The following is a 17,190-nucleotide window of genomic DNA, read 5'->3' as shown; positions in this document are numbered from 1 at the left end:
GCAGGCCCAGGCGCGTCGGCCGGGCTGCCACCGCTCACACCGCGCCGGGGCGCCTCAGCCCGTCTCCGCCACCGCTCGCAGCGCGCCGGGACGCCTTACCCCGTCTCCACCACCACCCGCCGCAGGCCAGGGCGCCTCAGCCCGTCTCCGCCACCGCTCGCAGCGGGCCGGGACGCCTTACCCCGTCTCCACCACCACCCGCCGCAGGCCAGGGCGCCTCAGCCCGTCTCCGCCACCGCTCGCAGCGCGCCGGGGCGGCGGCCGTTGAGGCGGTCCAGGGCGGCGGCTGTGGCGTCGTCCGCGGGCAGGTGGACGATGATGCGCTGGCCCTCGTCGGAGAGCGCCAGCGTCTCGTGCAGCAGGCGCAGCGAGCCGGCCTGCGGGTGTTCGAGGTGCTGGGAGCCGGTCCGCCGCGGTGTCGTGGTGAGGTCGGCGAACCGGTCGGCGAACTCCGCCCCGGCCGTCACCGTCAGCTCCTCGGCCAGCTCGGCGAGGTGCGGGTCCCGGAGGGGGACGCCGTGCCGGAGCCGGGCGACGAGGTCGTCGGCCACCCGGTCCCAGTCGCGGTAGGCGCTGCGGGCCCGCTCGTCGGTGAACAGGTGCCGGAGCAGGTTGGGCCGCTCGTCGTCGAGCAGCCCGATGGGGCCGACCAGCCGCTCGTACCCGGCGGTGTGGGCGAGGACGTCGCCGATCCAGTTGACCACCACGGCGGGGGCCGGTTCCAGGCGGTCGAGGACGGCCCGTACGGTCGGGCGCGCCGTGCGGCTGAGCGTCGGGGCCGCCGCGCAGACCAGCGGGTCACCGCCGTCCGCCTCCTTGGTCAGGCGGCGGAGCAGCATCCGGTCGGCCAGGGACAGGTTCAGGGCGTCGGCGAGGGCGCCGAGCACCTGGGCTGACGGGTTGCGGTCGCGGCCCTGTTCCAGCCGGGTGAGGTACTCGACGCTGATGCCGGCCAGCGTGGCCAGCTCGGCGCGCCGCAGGCCGGGGGTGCGCCGCCGGGGCCCCGCGGGCAGGCCGGCCTCCGCGGGGGTGACGGCTTCGCGCCAGGTGCGCAGGTACGTGCCCAACTCGTTGTCGCTCACCCGCCGAACGTACAGCGCCCGCGGGCGCGGAGGGTGGCCCCGTCACTACCAGGCTCCGGCCGGTCTCCCTCCGGGGCCGCGCGGCCCTCAGGGTGGAGGGCATGACGAATGACACCGCCACCACTGCCCTGCCGCTCGCTCCGGGTCACTGGGCCCTCGACCCGTTCCACTCCTCCGTGAACTTCACCATCCGTCACCTGGGCATCGCCAAGGTGCGGGGGCGGTTCGAGCGCCTGGAGGCCGAGCTGTTCGTCGGGGAACGGGCCGAGGACGTGCGGGTCTCCGCGACGGTCGACCTGGCCTCGGTGAACACCGGCAACGCCGACCGGGACGCGCACGTACGCGCCGCCGACCTGCTCGACGTCGAGAAGCGCCCGACGATGACGTACCGCTCGACGCGGGTGTCGGGCGAGGGCGAGGACTGGACCATGGAGGGCGAGCTGACGATCGGCGACGTGACCCGCCCGGTGACGCTCGCCGTGGAGTTCGGCGGGCTGGTCGACGTGCCCATGGACGGCAGGCGGCACGCCGGGTTCGAGGCGACGGGCGAGATCCGGCGCAGCGACTTCGGGCTCGACTTCGCCCCCGGCCTGCTCGGGGACGTGGTGAAGATCCAGCTCGACATGCAGTTCGTGGAGCCGAAGGGCGCCTGACCACGCAGCGAACGCGCCGCGCCCCCACAGGGAGTCCCTGCGGGGGCGCGGCGCGTTCGGCGGGAGCCCTCAGCCCTTGGTCGTGCGCGTGGTCTTCTTCGCGGCGGCCTTGGTGGTCTTGGCAGCTGTCTTCTTGGCGGCGGTGCTGTTGACCGTCTTCGTGGCGGTCCTGCCCGTCCTGGACTGCGCGGGGACCGTCTTCTTGGCCGTCCTGCGCGGTGCCTTCACCGAGGAGGCGTCGCTGATGCGGTCGGCGCCGAGGATCTCCCGCAGGAACTTGCCGGTGTGGCTCGCGGGGACCCCGGCGACCTGCTCGGGCGTGCCCTCGGCGACGACCAGGCCGCCGCCGGCTCCGCCCTCGGGGCCCATGTCGACGATCCAGTCGGCGGTCTTGATCACGTCGAGGTTGTGCTCGATGACGATGACCGTGTTGCCCTTGTCGACCAGGCCGGACAGGACCTTCAGCAGCTTGCTGATGTCCTCGAAGTGCAGACCGGTGGTCGGCTCGTCGAGGACGTAGACCGTGCGGCCGGTGGAGCGGCGCTGGAGCTCGCTGGCGAGCTTGACGCGCTGGGCCTCACCGCCGGACAGAGTGGTCGCGGACTGGCCAAGCCGGACATAGCCGAGGCCGACGTCCTTCAGGGTCTTCATGTGGCGGGCGATCGCGGGGACGGCCTCGAAGAACTCGGTGGCCTCCTCGATCGGCATGTTCAGGACGTCGGCGATGGACTTGCCCTTGTAGTGGACCTCCAGGGTCTCCCGGTTGTACCGGGCGCCGTGGCAGACCTCGCACGGGACGTAGACGTCCGGGAGGAAGTTCATCTCGATCTTGATGGTGCCGTCGCCCGCGCAGTTCTCGCAGCGGCCGCCCTTGACGTTGAAGGAGAAGCGGCCGGGCTGGTAGCCGCGGACCTTCGCCTCGGTGGTCTCGGCGAACAGCTTGCGGATGTGGTCGAAGACTCCGGTGTACGTGGCCGGGTTGGAGCGGGGGGTGCGGCCGATGGGTGACTGGTCCACGTGGACGACCTTGTCGACGAGGTCGTCGCCGTCCACGCGCGTGTGCCGCCCGGGAACGTTCCTCGCGCCGTTCAGCTCGCGGGCCAGGTGCGTGTACAGGATGTCGTTGACCAGGGTCGACTTGCCGGAGCCGGAGACGCCGGTCACGGCGGTGAACACACCCAGCGGGAAGGACACGTCGATGTCCTGGAGGTTGTTCTCCCGGGCGCCGTGCACCGTGAGCTGCCGGGAGGGGTCCAGCGGGCGCCGGATGTCGGGCAGCGGGATGGCCTTCTTGCCGGACAGGTACTGGCCGGTCTGCGACTCCTCGTTGGCGAGCAGCTCCTTCAGGGAGCCGCTGTGCACGACCTTGCCGCCGTGCTCACCGGCGCCGGGGCCGATGTCGACGACCCAGTCGGCGGTCTTGATGGTGTCCTCGTCGTGCTCGACGACGATGAGCGTGTTGCCCATGTCCCGGAGCCGGACCAGGGTCTCGATCAGCCGGTGGTTGTCACGCTGGTGCAGGCCGATGGAGGGCTCGTCCAGGACGTACAGGACGCCGACGAGGCCGGACCCGATCTGGGTGGCCAGGCGGATGCGCTGGGCCTCGCCGCCGGAGAGCGTGCCGGCCGCGCGGTTGAGCGAGAGGTAGTCCAGGCCGACGTCGACCAGGAACCGCAGCCGTTCGTTGACCTCCTTCAGCACGCGCTCGGCGATCTTCTTGTCGCGTGCGGTGAGCTTCAGCTCGCCCAGGAAGTCCGCGCAGTCGCTGATGGACATCGCGGAGACCTCGGCGATGGACTTGCCCATGATCGTGACCGCGAGGACGACCGGCTTCAGGCGCGTGCCCGCACAGGTGGGGCAGGGCACCTCGCGCATGTAGCCCTCGAAGCGCTCGCGGCTGGCGTCGCTCTCCGCCTCGCTGTGCCGGCGCTTGACGAAGGGGACGGCGCCTTCGAAGGCCGTGGTGTAGCGGCGCTCACGGCCGTAGCGGTTGCGGTAGCGGACCTCGACCTGGGTCTTGTGGCCGTGCAGCAGGGCCTTCTTGGCACGCTGCGGCAGGCCCGCGAAGGGGATGTCCGTACGGAAGCCGAGCGCGTCGGCGAGGGCGCCGATGAGGCGGCCGAAGTAGTCCTTGGTGTGGCCGTGCGACCAGGGGTGGATGGCGCCCTCGTCGAGGCTCTTCTCCTCGTCCGGGACGATCAGCTCCGGGTCGACCTCCATGCGTGTGCCGATGCCGGTGCAGTCCGGGCAGGCGCCGAAGGGCGAGTTGAAGGAGAAGGAGCGGGGCTCCAGCTCCTCGAAGGACAGGTCGTCGTACGGGCAGTACAGGTGCTCCGAGTACATGCGCTCGCGCTCGGGGTCGTCCTCGGGGAGGTCGACGAAGTCGAGCACGACCATGCCGCCGGACAGGCCGAGGGCGGTCTCGACGGAGTCGGTGAGGCGGCGCTTGGCGCCTTCCTTGACCGTGAGGCGGTCGACGACCACCTCGATGGTGTGCTTCTCCTGCTTCTTCAGCGTCGGCGGGTTCGACAGCTGGATGGTCTCGCCGTCCACCCGCGCGCGGGAGTAGCCCTTGGTCTGGAGGTCGGCGAAGAGATCGACGAACTCGCCCTTGCGCTCGCGCACCAGCGGCGACAGCACCTGGAAGCGGCTGCCCTCCGGCAGCTCCAGGACCCTGTCGACGATGGCCTGCGGCGACTGGCGGGAGATCGGGCGGCCGCACTCGGGGCAGTGCGGCTTGCCGATGCGCGCGAAGAGCAGACGCAGGTAGTCGTAGACCTCGGTGATGGTGCCGACCGTGGAGCGCGGGTTGCGCGAGGTCGACTTCTGGTCGATGGAGACGGCCGGGGACAGGCCCTCGATGAAGTCGACGTCCGGCTTGTCCATCTGGCCGAGGAACTGCCGGGCGTACGAGGAGAGCGACTCCACGTAGCGCCGCTGCCCCTCGGCGAAGATGGTGTCGAAGGCCAGCGAGGACTTGCCCGACCCCGACAGGCCCGTGAAGACGATGAGCGAGTCGCGCGGGAGGTCGAGCGAGACGTTCTTGAGATTGTGCTCGCGCGCTCCACGAACGATGAGACGGTCGGCCACGCCGGTCCGCACCTTTCTTGAGAGAAGTGACAGGGGCGGGGCCCCCGTCCTTCTCAGACTAGGGGGAGCCACTGACAACGCCGGTCGGATTCACGGGTTGCCAACAAACCCCGGCTCTCCAGCATGCCCGACGCCACGTCCGACCATATAGCACGTGCTTTCGATTTACGGCACTGGTTTACCACCTTCACCCGAAGGTGTGGCGGGGCTAGGGTCAGCACCATGATTGATCACGCGCATGACCTGGCGTCTGTACGTGACGCGACCGAGCTGCTGCTGAGCGCAGTCGGCAAACTGGACAACGCGTCTGTGACGGAGCCGTCACGGCTGCCCGGCTGGAGCCGCGGCCATGTCCTGGCCCACCTGGCCCGCAACGCGGACGCTCTGGTGAACGTCCTGGAGGGCCGCCCCATGTACGTCTCCGGCGAGGCCCGGGACGCCGACATCGAGCGGGACGCCCCGCGCGCCCTCGACGTCCACCTCGCCGACCTGCGCGAGAGCGCGGCCCGCTTCCAGGAAGCCGCGGACGCTCCGGCGGACTGGTCGCGCACGGTGGAGCTGCGGGGCGGGGTCACGGACTCCGCGTCCCGGGTGCCGTTCCGGCGGTGGGTGGAGGTGGAGCTGCACCACGTGGACCTGGGGATCGGGTACGAGCTGGAGGAACTGCCGACGGAGTTCACAGAGCGGGAGATCGCCTTCCTCGCCGACCGGTTCTCCGGGCACCCCGAGGTGCCGTCCACGCGCCTCACGGACGGCACGCGCGCGTGGAGCACGGGGCGGGAGGCGGACGAGCCCGAGGTGACCGTCACCGGTCCCCCGGCCGACCTGCTGGGCTGGCTCGCGGGCAGGCGCACCGGAGCCGCCTTGGCCGTGGCCGGCGGCCCGCTCCCGGCCCTGCCCCCGCTGTAGGCCCGGGGCCATTCCCCCGCTATAGGCTGGCGGACATGACGTACAGCGGACAGGTGACGGTCGGCGGACCTGCCGACGTGCACGAGCTCAAGGACCTGATGATCACCAAGATCGCGGTGGGTCCGATGAACAACAACGCCTATCTGCTGCGCTGTCGCGCCACCGACGAGCAGGTGCTGATCGACGCCGCGAACGAGGCGGCCACGCTGCTCGGCATGATCGGTGACGACGGCATCGCGTCGGTCGTCACGACCCACCGGCACGGCGACCACTGGCAGGCGCTCGCCGAGGTCGTGGCGGCCACCGGCGCCCGCACCTACGCGGGCCGGGACGACGCCGAGGGCATCCCCGTACGGACCGACGTGCTGGTCGACGACGGCGACACCATCCGGGTGGGGCGCGTGGAGCTCACCGCGCGCCACCTGGTCGGGCACACGCCCGGCTCGATCGCCCTCGTCTACGACGACCCGCACGGGCATCCCCATGTGTTCACCGGGGACTGCCTCTTCCCCGGCGGTGTGGGCAACACCCACAAGGACCCGAAGGCGTTCGCCAGCCTCATCCACGACGTCGAGACGAAGATCTTCGACGTCCTCCCGGACGAGACGTGGGTCTATCCGGGGCACGGCAACGACACGACCCTGGGCGCGGAACGCCCGCAGCTGCCGGAGTGGCACGCGCGCGGGTGGTGAGCCACTGCGCGGGGCGCACGCGCGGGGAACGGTATGCCGCGCACGCGCCCCGTGTGAATCATTCGCACACGCCGGCGTCGTACGTACGCTCCCCCTCCACGTAGTTGCGCAGTCAACTGGTAGGAGCCCCGCGCAGGATGACGGCTCCTGGGCGGATGGGCCGCCGGCCTGTCGATCCCCGCCCTCGGCCGGCGGCCCCGGCGTCCGCCGAATTCACGCTCGTGCGGGGCGCGTTCACACGACTGCAACACCCGTTCCCATTATCCGGACATCTGTTGCCGTGACCTCGACAAACGGGAGCGTCGGCTGCCACTCTCCCGCCATGCATCCTGCCCCGCGCGCCCTGCGCCGCGCTGCCGTCGCCGTCGCCCTCCTCGCCGCCGCCGTGAGCTGCGCCCCGCAGCCGGAGGCGTCCTCGGGCAAGCCCTCCGCATCGGCCACCAACGCGTGCGCCCGGGGCAAGCTGGCCACCGAGACCCCGGGCAAACTGACCGTCGCCACCGACGAACCCGCCTACGAGCCCTGGTTCCAGGACGACGACCCCGCGAACGGCAAGGGCTTCGAGTCGGCGGTCGCGTACGCCGTCGCCGAGCAGCTCGGGTACGGCAAGGGCCAGGTCGTCTGGCAGACCGTCCCCTTCAACAAGGCCTTCGCCCCGGGCGAGAAGACGTTCGACTTCGACATCAACCAGGTGTCCATCAGCGAGGAGCGCAGGAAGGCCGTCGACTTCTCCTCCGGCTACTACGACGTGCGCCAGGCCGTCGTCGCGCTGAAGGGCTCCAAGGCCGCGAAGGCGAAGAGCATCGCCGACCTGAAGGACGTGAAGCTGGGCGCCCAGGTGGGCACCACCAGCCTCGACTACGTCGACGACGTGGTGCGGCCCACGCGGCCGGCCGCCGTGTACGCCAAGAACGACCAGGCCAAGTCCGCCCTGAAGAACGGCCAGGTCGACGCGATCGTCGTCGACCTGCCCACCGCCTTCTACATCACCGGGGCCGAGATCACCGACGCGACGATCGTCGGTCAGTTCGAGAACCAGGGCGGTACGCCGGAGCAGTTCGGACTCGTGCTCGACAAGGGCAGCGCGCTCACCCCCTGCGTCTCGCGGGCCGTGGACGCGCTGCGCGAGGACGGCACGCTCAGGAAGATCGAGCAGCAGTGGCTGTCCGACGCCGTCGACGCGCCGGTGCTCAAGTGACGCTGAACAAAGAGGAGCGCACCGAGGGCTCCGGGGAGCCCGAGGCCTACGTCCCGTCCCAGCGGCGCCTGGACCGTGAGCGCTACCGGCGCGCCCGCGCCCGGCGTGCCACCGCGATCGGCGCGCTGTCGACGCTCGTCACCGGAGCGGTCCTCTACCTGGTCGTCGTCAACGCCCCGGGCTGGCCGCGCACCAAGGAGACCTTCTTCGACTGGGGGTACGCGCGCGAGGCGTTCCCGAAGGTGCTCGAAGGGCTGTGGCTGAACGTCCGGCTGCTGCTGGTCTGCGGAGCCGCGGTGCTCGTCCTCGGCATGCTCATCGCCGTCGCCCGGACGCTGCGCGGCCCGGTGTTCTTCCCGCTGCGCGTCCTGGCCGCCGCGTACACGGACTTCTTCCGGGGGCTGCCGCTCATCATCAACCTGATGATCGTCGTCCTAGGTGTCCCCGCGCTGCGGCTCCAGGGGGTGACCGTCGACCCGGTGCTCCTCGGCGGCACCGCGCTCACCCTGACCTACTCGGCGTATGTCGCCGAGGTGTTCCGCGCCGGCATCGAGTCCGTGCACCCCTCGCAGCGCGCCGCGGCCCGCTCCCTCGGGCTCAGCAACCGGCAGGCGCTGCGGTACGTGGTGCTGCCCCAGGCGGTGCGCCGCCAGGTGCCGCCGCTGCTGAACGACCTGGTGTCGCTGCAGAAGGACACCGGGCTCGTCTCGATCGGGGGTGCGGTGGACGCCGTACGGGCCGCCGACATCATCGTCGGTCGCAGCCTCAACTACACGCCGTACATCGTCGCGGGTCTGGTCTTCGTCGCACTGACCATCCCCATGACCCGCTTCACGGACTGGGTGACGGCGCGCATGGACCGCCGGCGGGCCCAGGGAGGAGTCGCATGAGCGAGACGCCCGTGCTGCGGATGGAGTCCGTCCGCAAGACCTTCGGCGGCTCGGTCGTCCTGCGGGACGTCGACCTGGAGGTCGCGCCGCACACGGTCACCGCGCTGATCGGTGCCTCCGGCTCCGGCAAGTCCACGCTGCTGCGGTGCGCGAACCTGCTGGAGGAGATCGACGACGGGGCGATCTGGCTGGACGGCGAGGAGATCACCGACCCGCGCGCCGACCAGGACGCCGTGCGCCGCCGGATCGGCGTGGTCTTCCAGGCGTACAACCTGTTCCCGCACATGACGGTCCTGGAGAACATCACGCTCGCTCCGCGCCGGGTGCACGGCGTGCCCCGGGCCGAGGCCGAGGCACGCGCGCGTGAGCTGCTGGAGCGGCTGGGGCTCGGCGGCAGGGCGGACGAGTACCCGGACCGGCTCAGCGGCGGCCAGCAGCAGCGTGTGGCGATCGTCCGTGCCCTGGCCGTACGCCCCCGGCTGCTGCTGCTCGACGAGATCACCGCCGCCCTCGATCCCGAGTTGGTCGGCGAGGTCCTCACCGTCGTCCGCGGCCTCAAGGACGAGGGCATGACCATGGTGCTGGCCACCCACGAGATGGGCTTCGCGCGGGAGGTCGCCGACCAGGTGTGCTTCCTGGAGGGCGGGGTGGTGCTGGAACGCGGTACCGCGGAGCAGGTCTTCGGGGATCCGCGGCAGGAGCGCACGCGGCGCTTCCTGCGGCGGATCGTGGAGGCGGGACGGTTGTGAGGAGGGGCTGCAAGGGGCGGGCGGTAAGGGGCGGTCGCCAGGTCGGCGGGGCTTACCGGCAGCGGCTCAGGTGTCTGCCTGCCCCGCCCCCGCCAGCGCCGCGACCCGCTCGACGCCGAACACGTACCCCTGCACCCCGCAGCCCGCGATGACGCCGTCGGCGCGCAGCGAGACATAGGAGTGGTGCCGGAAGGTCTCGCGCTGATGGATGTTGGAGATGTGGACCTCCAACACCGGCATGCCGTCACAGGTGTTGAGGGCATCCAGGATGGCGACGGAGGTGTGCGAGTAGGCACCCGGGTTGATCACGATGCCGCAGTGGTTCAGGCGCGCCTCGTGGATCCAGTCGACCAGCTCGCCCTCGTGGTTGGACTGGCGGAAGTCGACCGTGCCGCCGTGCGCGGCCGCCGCCTTGGCGCACAGGGCCTCGACGTCGGCGAGGGTGTCGGAGCCGTAGATCTCCGGCTGGCGCTGGCCGAGCAGGTTCAGATTGGGGCCGTTGAGGATCATGATCGGGGCGTTGGCCAGGGTGCGGGGCACGGTTCCTCCGGTCCGGTCAGGGTCGGGCGGCCCATGGCGGACCGCTGCTCACAGCCGGTTTATCACGGTGCGCCGGCCGCCCGCCGGGCCGTAGCCTCCCGGCATGACGAGCCCCCTCTACCCTCCCAAGCCGTCCCCCGGGGACCGCATCGCCGTCATCTCGGCCTCCGGAGGCCTGCCGGAACTCTTGCCGCTCCCCTACGAGCTGGGTCTGGAACGGCTGCGCGAGGAGTACGAGCTGGAACCGGTCGAGTATCCGGCGACCCGGAAGATGGGCTCGACGCCCCAGGAGCGGGCCGACGACATCCACGCCGCCTTCGCCGCCCCGGACATCAAGGCGGTCATCGCGTCGATCGGCGGGGACGACCAGATCACCGTGCTGCCGTACCTGGACCGTGAGTTGATCCGTGCGAACCCGAAGCCGTTCTTCGGGATGAGCGACAACACCAACCTGCTCGCGTTCCTGCGCAACAGCGGCATCGTCGCCTTCCACGGCGGCAGCGTCATGGGCGAGCTGGGCCGCCCCGGGGCCATGCACCCGCAGACCGCCGACTCCCTGCGCGCGGCCCTGTTCACCCCCGGCCCGTACGAGCTGCGGCCCGCCGAACGGTGGCGCGACATCGACCGGGACTGGGCCGACCCGGCGACCTTCGACGCCGAGCCGGAGACCCGGCCCGGGACCGGCTGGGCCTGGGTGAACCCCGATCGGGTGGTCGAGGGCCGCACCTGGGGCGGCTGCCTGGAGATCGTCGGCTGGCTGCTGATGGCCGACCGCGAGATCGCGCGCGACCTGTCCGAGTACGAGGGGGGCGTGCTGCTCCTGGAGACCTCGGAGGAGATGCCGAGCGCCACGGAGGTCTACCGCACCCTGCGGAACATGGGCGAGCGGGGGCTGCTCCAGCGTTTCCCGGCGCTGCTGATGGGGCGCCCGAAGACGTGGTTCTTCAACCGGCCCAACAGCCCCGAGGAAGCCGCCCGTTACGCCTCCGACCAGCGCGAGGCCGTCCTGCGCGCCCTGCGGGACTACGCCCCCGACACCTTGATCGTCTTCGACGTGGACTTCGGGCACACCGATCCGCAGCTCGTGATCCCGTACGGGGGCACCGTGCGCGTCGACGGACCGGCCCGGCGCATCACGGTCACGTACTGAAGGCCCCTCAAGCCCCCCACGCGCCCCCGTAACCGCCGGTCACCGTGGGTAGTTGACGCGGCATGCACGACGTACGCACCGTAAGGGCACCTTCCATGCCGCGCCTCGCGGCCGCCTCGCTCGCCGGCACGGCCATCGAGTTCTACGACTTCTTCGTCTACGGCACCGCGGCGGCCCTGATCCTGGGGCCGCTGTTCTTCCCGACCTTCTCGCCGGTGGCGGGGACCCTGGCCGCCTTCGCCACCTTCGGCGTGGGCTTCGTGGCCCGGCCGCTGGGGTCCGTGCTGTTCGGGCACATCGGGGACCGGCGCGGGCGACGGCCGGTCCTCGTGGCCTCCCTGCTGCTCACCGGCGCCTCCACGGTCGCGGTCGGCTGCGTGCCGACGTACGACACGATCGGCGTGGTAGCTCCCCTGCTGCTTCTGGTCCTGCGCTTCCTGCAAGGGCTGGGGCTCGGCGGGGAATGGGGCGGTGCGGTGCTGCTGACGGTGGAGCACGCGCCCGCCGAGCGGCGCGGGCTGTGGTCGAGCTTCCCGCAGGTCGGGCCCGCGCTGGGGTTCCTGCTCGCCAACGGTGTGGTGCTGGGCCTGTCGGCGACGTTGTCGGAGGCGCAGTTCGCCGCGTGGGGGTGGCGGGTGCCGTTCTGGGCGGCCGGCGTGCTGGCCGTGGTGGGGCTGTGGCTGCGTTCGTCGCTCGCCGAAAGCCCCAGTTTCCTGGAGATCGACGACCACGCGCGCGTGCCGCTCGCCGAGGTCCTACGCCACCACTGGCGCCTGCTCCTGCTGACCGGTGGTGCCCTCGCGATCGGCTACGCGATCTTCTACGCCGTGACGACCTGGTCCCTCTCCTACGGCACCGAACAGCTCGGGGTGAGCCGCACGGTCATGCTGACCTGCATCATGGGCGCGGTCGTCGTGAAGGGCGCGCTCACACCGCTGGTGGCGCTGCTCGGGGACCGGCACGGCCGCCGCCCCCTGTGCCTGGCCGGCTGCGCGGCCGCCGCCCTGTGGATGTTCCCGATGGTCGCTCTGCTCGCCACCGGCGCGCCGCTGCCGATGTTCCTGGGCTTCCTCGGGGCGATGCTCGCGTTCATCACGATGTTCGCCGTGATCGCCGCGTATCTGCCGGAGCTGTACGAACCGCGGGTGCGCTGCACCGGCGCCGCCGTCGGCTACAACCTCGGCGGGGTCGTCGGCGGCGCCCTCACCCCGATCGCGGCGACGGCCCTCGCCGAGCAGGGCGGGCGGGTGCCGTGGGGTGTGGCCGCGTATCTGACGGCGATCGCGCTGCTCAGCCTGGGTTGCTTCGCGCTGCTGCCGGAGACGCGTCCGGTGCCGGTGGGGACGGCTGCGGAGCCCGCTTCCGGCTGACCGCCGGCCTAGGGATTGATCGCCAGTTCGAGGTACGCCGCGAACAGCACCAGATGGACGCCGCCCTGGAGCGGCGTGGCCCGGCCCGGCACCACGGTCAGCGACGCCACCACCACCGTCAGGGCGAGCAGCACCATGTGGGTGGCGCCGAGGCCGAGGACCAGCGGCCCGGAGAGCCAGACGGACGCGAGCGCCACGGCGGGGATGGTCAGACCGATGCTGGCCATCGCGGAGCCGAGAGCGAGGTTCAGGCTGGTCTGCACCCGGTCGCGGCGGGCGGAGCGCAGCGCGGCGATGGTCTCCGGGAGCAGCACCAGCAGCGCGATGATCACGCCGACGACGGCATGGTGCAGCCCGGCGGCCGCCACTCCGGACTCGATGGTGGGCGACACCCCCTTGGCCAGGCCGACCACGCCGATCAGGGCCAAGCCCAGGAGCCCCAGGCTGGTCTGGGCGGCTCGGGCGGAAGGAGCCGCGGCGTGCTCCTCCGCGGTGATCACCTCGCCCTGCCGGGTGATCGGCAGGAAGTAGTCCCGGTGCCGCACGGTCTGCGTCGCGACGAACAAGCCGTACAGGATCAGCGAGGAGAGCGCCGCGAAGGTCAGCTGGACGGTGGAGAACTCCGGGCCCGGCTTGCTCGTGGTGAACGTCGGCAGGACCAGGCTGAGCGTGGCCAGGGTGGCGACGGTCGCCAGCGCGGCGCCGGTGCCCTCCGGGTTGAAGACCGCCGTGCCGTGCCGCAGCGAGGCGACCAGGAGGCAGCAGCCGACGATGCCGTTGCAGGTGATCATCACAGCCGCGAAGACCGTGTCGCGGGCCAGCGTCGAGCTCTTGTCGCCTCCGTCCGCCATCAGGGTGACGATGAGGGCGACCTCGATGATCGTGACGGCGACGGCGAGCACGAGGGAACCGAACGGTTCGCCGACCCGGTGGGCCACCACCTCGGCGTGGTGCACGGCGGCCAGGACGGCTCCCGCCAGCACCAGGGTCACCAGCGCGACGATCGCGGCCGGAAGATCGCGCCCCCAGGTGAGGACCAGCAGGACGGCGGCGAGCAGCGGCACCAGGGTCGTCCACTGTGCCGCGAGCGGCCTGCGCCGAGCGATCATGCAGTGATCGTCGCAGACGTGAAGGGGCCCCGCACTCCGGTCGTGCGGGCCCCTTCGGGGGTGCGGCCGGGCTACTTGAGGTCGCGTGCGTCCAGCAGGTCGCAGTTGGTGTACACCCGCTCCCCGAGGCAGAGCGCGCCCAGTTGCTCCGCCATCCGGCTGGTCTCGGGGTCGTCGCTGTTGCGCATGGCCTCGTCGTACGACTCGAACTCGATCAGCGCCAGGTAGCGGCGCGGATTGTCGCGGTCCTTCAGGAGCATGCGGTGTGTGGGGCCGCCGCCCGCCCGGTCGGCGAAGCGTTGCCCAGCCTCCTCGAGGAGCTGCTCCATCTCGTCCAAGCGCTCGGTTTCGAAGTCGATGATCTGCACGAACCTCATGGCACCTCCAGCCGACCACGGCGCCCCCGGGCCGGGGAACGCGCTCAAGGAACAAGCAAGCACCGGGACCGGTGGTCGGCAATTCGCCGAGCACCGGTCCCGGTGCTGGTTGTTCCTACGTCCGGCGTGGTCAGACGTCGATGCTGTCCTTCGGGGCGCTTCCGCTCTGCGTCTGCGCCGCCTCGGCCGCCGCCTGCTTCTTGGAAGCCCGCAGGCTGGTGATCGTGGTGACGATCAGGACGGAGCAGATCACGCCGAGCGAGACCGGGATGCTGATCTCGGGGACGTGCACCCCGGACTCGTGCAGGGCGTGCAGCACCAGCTTCACGCCGATGAAGCCGAGGATGATCGACAGGCCGTAGGAGAGGTGAACCAGCTTCTTCAGCAGGCCGCCGATGAGGAAGTACAGCTGCCGCAGGCCCATCAGGGCAAAGGCGTTCGCGGTGAAGACGATGTACGGGTCCTGGGTCAGGCCGAAGATCGCCGGGATGGAGTCGAGGGCGAAGAGCACGTCCGTCATGCCGATCGCGAGCATCACGACCAGCATCGGGGTCATGACCCGCTTGCCGTTCTGCTGGATCCACAGCTTGGTGCCGTGGTAGCGGTCGGCCACGCCGAAGCGGCGCTCGGCGGCCTTGAGGAGCTTGTTCTCCTCCCACTCCTCGTCGTCCTCGTCCGCGCGGGCCTCCTGGATGAGCTTCCAGGCGGTCCAGATGAGGAAGGCGCCGAAGAGGTAGAACACCCACGAGAAGCTGGCGAGGATCGCGGCGCCGGCGGCGATGAAGATCGCGCGCAGGACCAGGGCTATGAGGACACCGATCAGCAGCACGCGCTGCTGGTACTGCGAGGGCACCGCGAACTTCGCCATGATCAGGACGAAGACGAACAGGTTGTCCACGCTCAGTGACTTCTCGGTGATGAAGCCCGCGAAGAACTCACCGGCCGGCTGGCCGCCGCCGAATACCAGCAGGCCGAGCCCGAAGAGCACGGCCAGGACGATCCAGACGACCGTCCAGATTCCGGCTTCCTTGATCGATACGTCGTGCGGCTTGCGGCCGATGAAGAAGTCGACGGCGATGAGGGCGGCAAGGCCCACGATCGTCAGGACCCATAGGGTCACGGAAACATCCACTGCGCCTCCGGCAGTCGTCACGGCAAATGTCAGCGTCGTAGCTGCCGGAGGTCTCTTCCACCCAACGATGGGCCGACGCCCCGGGAGCAGGCCGTATCGACCTGATCCGTATTGACGGGTACGCCGCAGCAGACAGGGAGTACTCCCCTCCGTGCCGACAACAGTACCCAATCACCAAGAACAGGTAAAGCGTTTGGCAAAAGAAAGACCAAAATCCCTGGTCGGAGGGCTTTACGAGTACTTGGTGCGGGCGGCTGCGACCTGGGCGAGCACCTGCTGGAGGACCTCGCTGCCCGGCGGCACGAGCGTCGGCTCGTACGTCCAGGCATGGCCGACCCAGGGGTCGGCGAGGTGGTCGTCGGGCACTGGCGTCAGTCGCAGCAGCGAACGCCACAGCGGGTCGAGCAAAGGCCCGTAGCCGGAGGACTCCTCGCGGTCGGCCACCATCATCAGGTGGACGCCGAAGGCGGGCCCCTCGTCGGCGAGGTAGCGCAGTTGGTTCACGGCCCGGTCGTCGAAGCCGTGCGGGAAGTCGTTGACGATCAGCAGCTGCTGCGAGGTGTCGAAACCGGGCGGGAGGGAGTCGGCGGCGCCTCCCCGGACCGCCATCTGCACCAGATCGACCCGCTGGGTGAGCCGGGTCAGTACGTCCGTCACCCCGGCGGCGCCGCGCGCGGGCGGGCCCGCGAGCACACCGCTGTGCACGAGGGGCGCCAGCGGTTGGGCTCCCGAGCCTGCCGGGTCGACGACGTGGACGGTGAACTCACCCGCCGGATGGACGGCGAGCAGCCGGGCCGCGTGCGCGACCGCCGTCTCCATGGCGAGACGCCCCAGGGCGTGCGCGTCGGTGGACAGTCCCTCGGACGACTCGGTCCGTCCGCTGTCGATCCACAGACCCCGCTCCAGCGGCAGCCGGACCAGCATCGGGATGCGGATCCGGTCGGCCTCGGGGAGATGAAGGTCGCCCAGGCGCAGGGCCATGGGGGTCTCCATCGGCACCCGGTAGGCGTGCCACACAGGGTTGTCCCAGCGGGCGTAGGCCGGCGGCAGGGCGGGTTCGACGACGTCGGCCTCGGCCTTGAGCTGCGCGAGGTCCCGGTCGAGGGCTTCCCTGGCCCGGTCGACGAGCTGGGCGTACCGGGCGCGGGCCGCCTCGCGGGCGGCGTCGCCCTGCCCGCCGATCCGGCTGCGCGGGTCGGACAGAACCTGTTCGAGCTCCTTGTCCATGCGCGACTCGGCGAAGTCGACGGCGCTGCGGTAGGCGGCGGTGGTGCGGGCGAGGTCCTCGAACATGCCCCACACCTGGTTGTACAGCCGCTCCTCCATGGACCAGCCGGTCGCGTCGCCCGCGACGGGCTGCGCGGGCTGTCCGGGTGCGGCCGGCGGCGCGGTGGGCGGAGGCGGGGGCGGAGCGGCGTTCCGGCGGCGCGGATGGCTGTAGTCGATCGGGCCGCCGCCTGCGGTGGGGCCGGCGGGCTGGGTGACGGCCGAGGGGTCCGCAGCGGCGCCCGGATACCCCGGCGGCTGCCCCTGCCCGCCGGACGGCTGGCCGCCGTACGGGGACATCGGGGGTACCGGGCCGGGCTGGGGCGCGGTGCCGCCCTGGTCCGGGCCGAGGGCGGGGGCCGCTGCCTGCCGGGAGCGGTCGCCGTCCGCCGTGCGCGGCGGGGCTGCCTGCACCGAGCGGGCCAGCCCCTGGGCCACGGCGTCGTTGATGCTGCCGGCGAGCTGCTGGGCCTGCGGCAGCCCCTGGTCGGTGAGGAGTTCGGCGAGGCCCCCCGCGTAGCCCTGGCCGACGGCCCGCACTTTCCAGGCGCCCTGCCGGCGGTAGAGCTCCAGGGCGACGACGGCCGACTCGGCGTCCAGGCCGGTGATCGTGTAGCTGGCGATCTCGGCGCCGTCGAGGCCGGTGACGGCGACGTACGGGGCGGCCACGGCGCCGAAACGGACCGGGCCCGCCCCGCCGACGGGCAGGGCGAGCAGCACGCTGACGCGGTGGACGGTCTCCGGCATGGCGTCCAGGTCCACCGCGAGACGGTGGTCTGCGGCGGCCTGCCGGGAGACCTCGAGACCCGGCTGGGTGGGCGCGCCCGGGTGGGCCACCCCCTCCACGCCGTGGATCCTCCCGGCCTCGTCGCTGAGCGCGGCCGCGGCCACGATCGGCGTGTCGGCCGAGACCCGGATCTCGAGACGGACCTGGGAGAGCGGGTGATTCTGCCCCCGCACCAGCTCGGCCGTCATCGCCTTCG

15 protein-coding genes are annotated in these 17,190 nt (G+C 71.3%); 8 read left to right on the top strand and 7 right to left on the bottom strand.

The window, feature by feature from the left end; genetic code table 11:
- Window positions 1-218: 218 nt before the first annotated feature.
- Window positions 219-1,082 carry a helix-turn-helix domain-containing protein gene (locus tag ABZ386_RS04880; RefSeq protein ID WP_358963621.1) on the bottom strand — a complete coding sequence of 288 codons (864 nt, stop codon included), beginning with the start codon at window positions 1,080-1,082 and terminating at the stop codon, window positions 219-221.
- Between the two features lie 101 nt (window positions 1,083-1,183).
- On the opposite strand from ABZ386_RS04880, the gene ABZ386_RS04875 reads away from it, so the two are divergent.
- Window positions 1,184-1,735, top strand: a complete 552-nt coding sequence (locus tag ABZ386_RS04875) for a YceI family protein (RefSeq protein ID WP_356504122.1) — start codon at window positions 1,184-1,186, stop codon at window positions 1,733-1,735.
- A gap of 69 nt (window positions 1,736-1,804) precedes the next feature.
- Here the strand turns inward: ABZ386_RS04875 and uvrA are convergent, their stop codons facing one another.
- Window positions 1,805-4,825 (bottom strand): excinuclease ABC subunit UvrA, encoded by a 3,021-nt coding sequence (uvrA, locus tag ABZ386_RS04870; RefSeq protein ID WP_356501395.1) that lies wholly within the window; start codon window positions 4,823-4,825, stop codon window positions 1,805-1,807.
- Window positions 4,826-5,047: 222 nt separating this feature from the next.
- Between uvrA and ABZ386_RS04865 the strand changes: the two genes are divergently transcribed.
- The 5 genes from ABZ386_RS04865 to ABZ386_RS04845 all read left to right on the top strand — a co-directional run bounded on the left by ABZ386_RS04865 (window position 5,048) and on the right by ABZ386_RS04845 (window position 9,263).
- Window positions 5,048-5,734, top strand: coding sequence for a maleylpyruvate isomerase family mycothiol-dependent enzyme (locus tag ABZ386_RS04865; RefSeq protein WP_358963618.1), 687 nt, complete (start codon window positions 5,048-5,050; stop codon window positions 5,732-5,734).
- 35 nt (window positions 5,735-5,769) lie between these two features.
- On the top strand, window positions 5,770-6,426 hold the full coding sequence (locus ABZ386_RS04860) for an MBL fold metallo-hydrolase (RefSeq protein ID WP_358963616.1): 657 nt from the start codon (window positions 5,770-5,772) through the stop codon (window positions 6,424-6,426).
- Between the two features lie 322 nt (window positions 6,427-6,748).
- Complete coding sequence (locus ABZ386_RS04855) at window positions 6,749-7,624, top strand: ABC transporter substrate-binding protein (protein WP_356618334.1); 876 nt, start codon at window positions 6,749-6,751, stop codon at window positions 7,622-7,624.
- On the top strand, window positions 7,621-8,514 hold the full coding sequence (locus ABZ386_RS04850; RefSeq protein WP_355720699.1) for an amino acid ABC transporter permease: 894 nt from the start codon (window positions 7,621-7,623) through the stop codon (window positions 8,512-8,514). The genes ABZ386_RS04855 and ABZ386_RS04850 overlap by 4 nt, the downstream gene beginning before the upstream one ends.
- Entirely contained in the window at window positions 8,511-9,263 is a 753-nt protein-coding gene (locus tag ABZ386_RS04845; RefSeq protein ID WP_114251403.1) for an amino acid ABC transporter ATP-binding protein, read from the top strand. Before ABZ386_RS04850 ends, ABZ386_RS04845 begins: the two co-directional genes overlap by 4 nt.
- 66 nt (window positions 9,264-9,329) lie before the next feature.
- Here ABZ386_RS04845 and aroQ read toward each other — a convergent pair whose 3' ends face one another.
- Window positions 9,330-9,803: a type II 3-dehydroquinate dehydratase gene (aroQ, locus tag ABZ386_RS04840; RefSeq protein ID WP_356527104.1), complete on the bottom strand. Its 474-nt coding sequence runs from the start codon at window positions 9,801-9,803 to the stop codon at window positions 9,330-9,332.
- A gap of 103 nt (window positions 9,804-9,906) precedes the next feature.
- Between aroQ and ABZ386_RS04835 the strand changes: the two genes are divergently transcribed.
- Both ABZ386_RS04835 and ABZ386_RS04830 read left to right on the top strand, forming a co-directional pair.
- Window positions 9,907-10,953, top strand: a complete 1,047-nt coding sequence (locus ABZ386_RS04835) for a S66 peptidase family protein (protein ID WP_358838714.1) — start codon at window positions 9,907-9,909, stop codon at window positions 10,951-10,953.
- Between the two features lie 95 nt (window positions 10,954-11,048).
- Complete coding sequence (locus ABZ386_RS04830) at window positions 11,049-12,323, top strand: MFS transporter (RefSeq protein ID WP_355720709.1); 1,275 nt, start codon at window positions 11,049-11,051, stop codon at window positions 12,321-12,323.
- Window positions 12,324-12,331: 8 nt separating this feature from the next.
- On the opposite strand, the gene ABZ386_RS04825 is transcribed toward ABZ386_RS04830, so the two are convergent.
- From ABZ386_RS04825 to ABZ386_RS04810, 4 genes are all read right to left on the bottom strand, one after another.
- Window positions 12,332-13,432, bottom strand: coding sequence for an ionic transporter y4hA (locus ABZ386_RS04825; protein ID WP_355720712.1), 1,101 nt, complete (start codon window positions 13,430-13,432; stop codon window positions 12,332-12,334).
- 71 nt (window positions 13,433-13,503) lie between these two features.
- Window positions 13,504-13,809, bottom strand: coding sequence for a hypothetical protein (locus ABZ386_RS04820; RefSeq protein WP_355720715.1), 306 nt, complete (start codon window positions 13,807-13,809; stop codon window positions 13,504-13,506).
- Between the two features lie 130 nt (window positions 13,810-13,939).
- Window positions 13,940-14,941, bottom strand: coding sequence for a TerC/Alx family metal homeostasis membrane protein (locus tag ABZ386_RS04815; protein ID WP_351331609.1), 1,002 nt, complete (start codon window positions 14,939-14,941; stop codon window positions 13,940-13,942).
- A gap of 231 nt (window positions 14,942-15,172) precedes the next feature.
- Window positions 15,173-17,182, bottom strand: a complete 2,010-nt coding sequence (locus ABZ386_RS04810) for a TerD family protein (protein ID WP_358963612.1) — start codon at window positions 17,180-17,182, stop codon at window positions 15,173-15,175.
- Window positions 17,183-17,190 lie beyond the last annotated feature (8 nt).

This window comes from Streptomyces sp. NPDC006140, assembly GCF_040628815.1.
Taxonomy (GTDB): Bacteria; Actinomycetota; Actinomycetes; order Streptomycetales; family Streptomycetaceae; genus Streptomyces.
The sequence above is the reverse complement of the archived record's forward strand: the minus strand, read 5'-3'. Positions and strand labels throughout refer to the sequence as shown.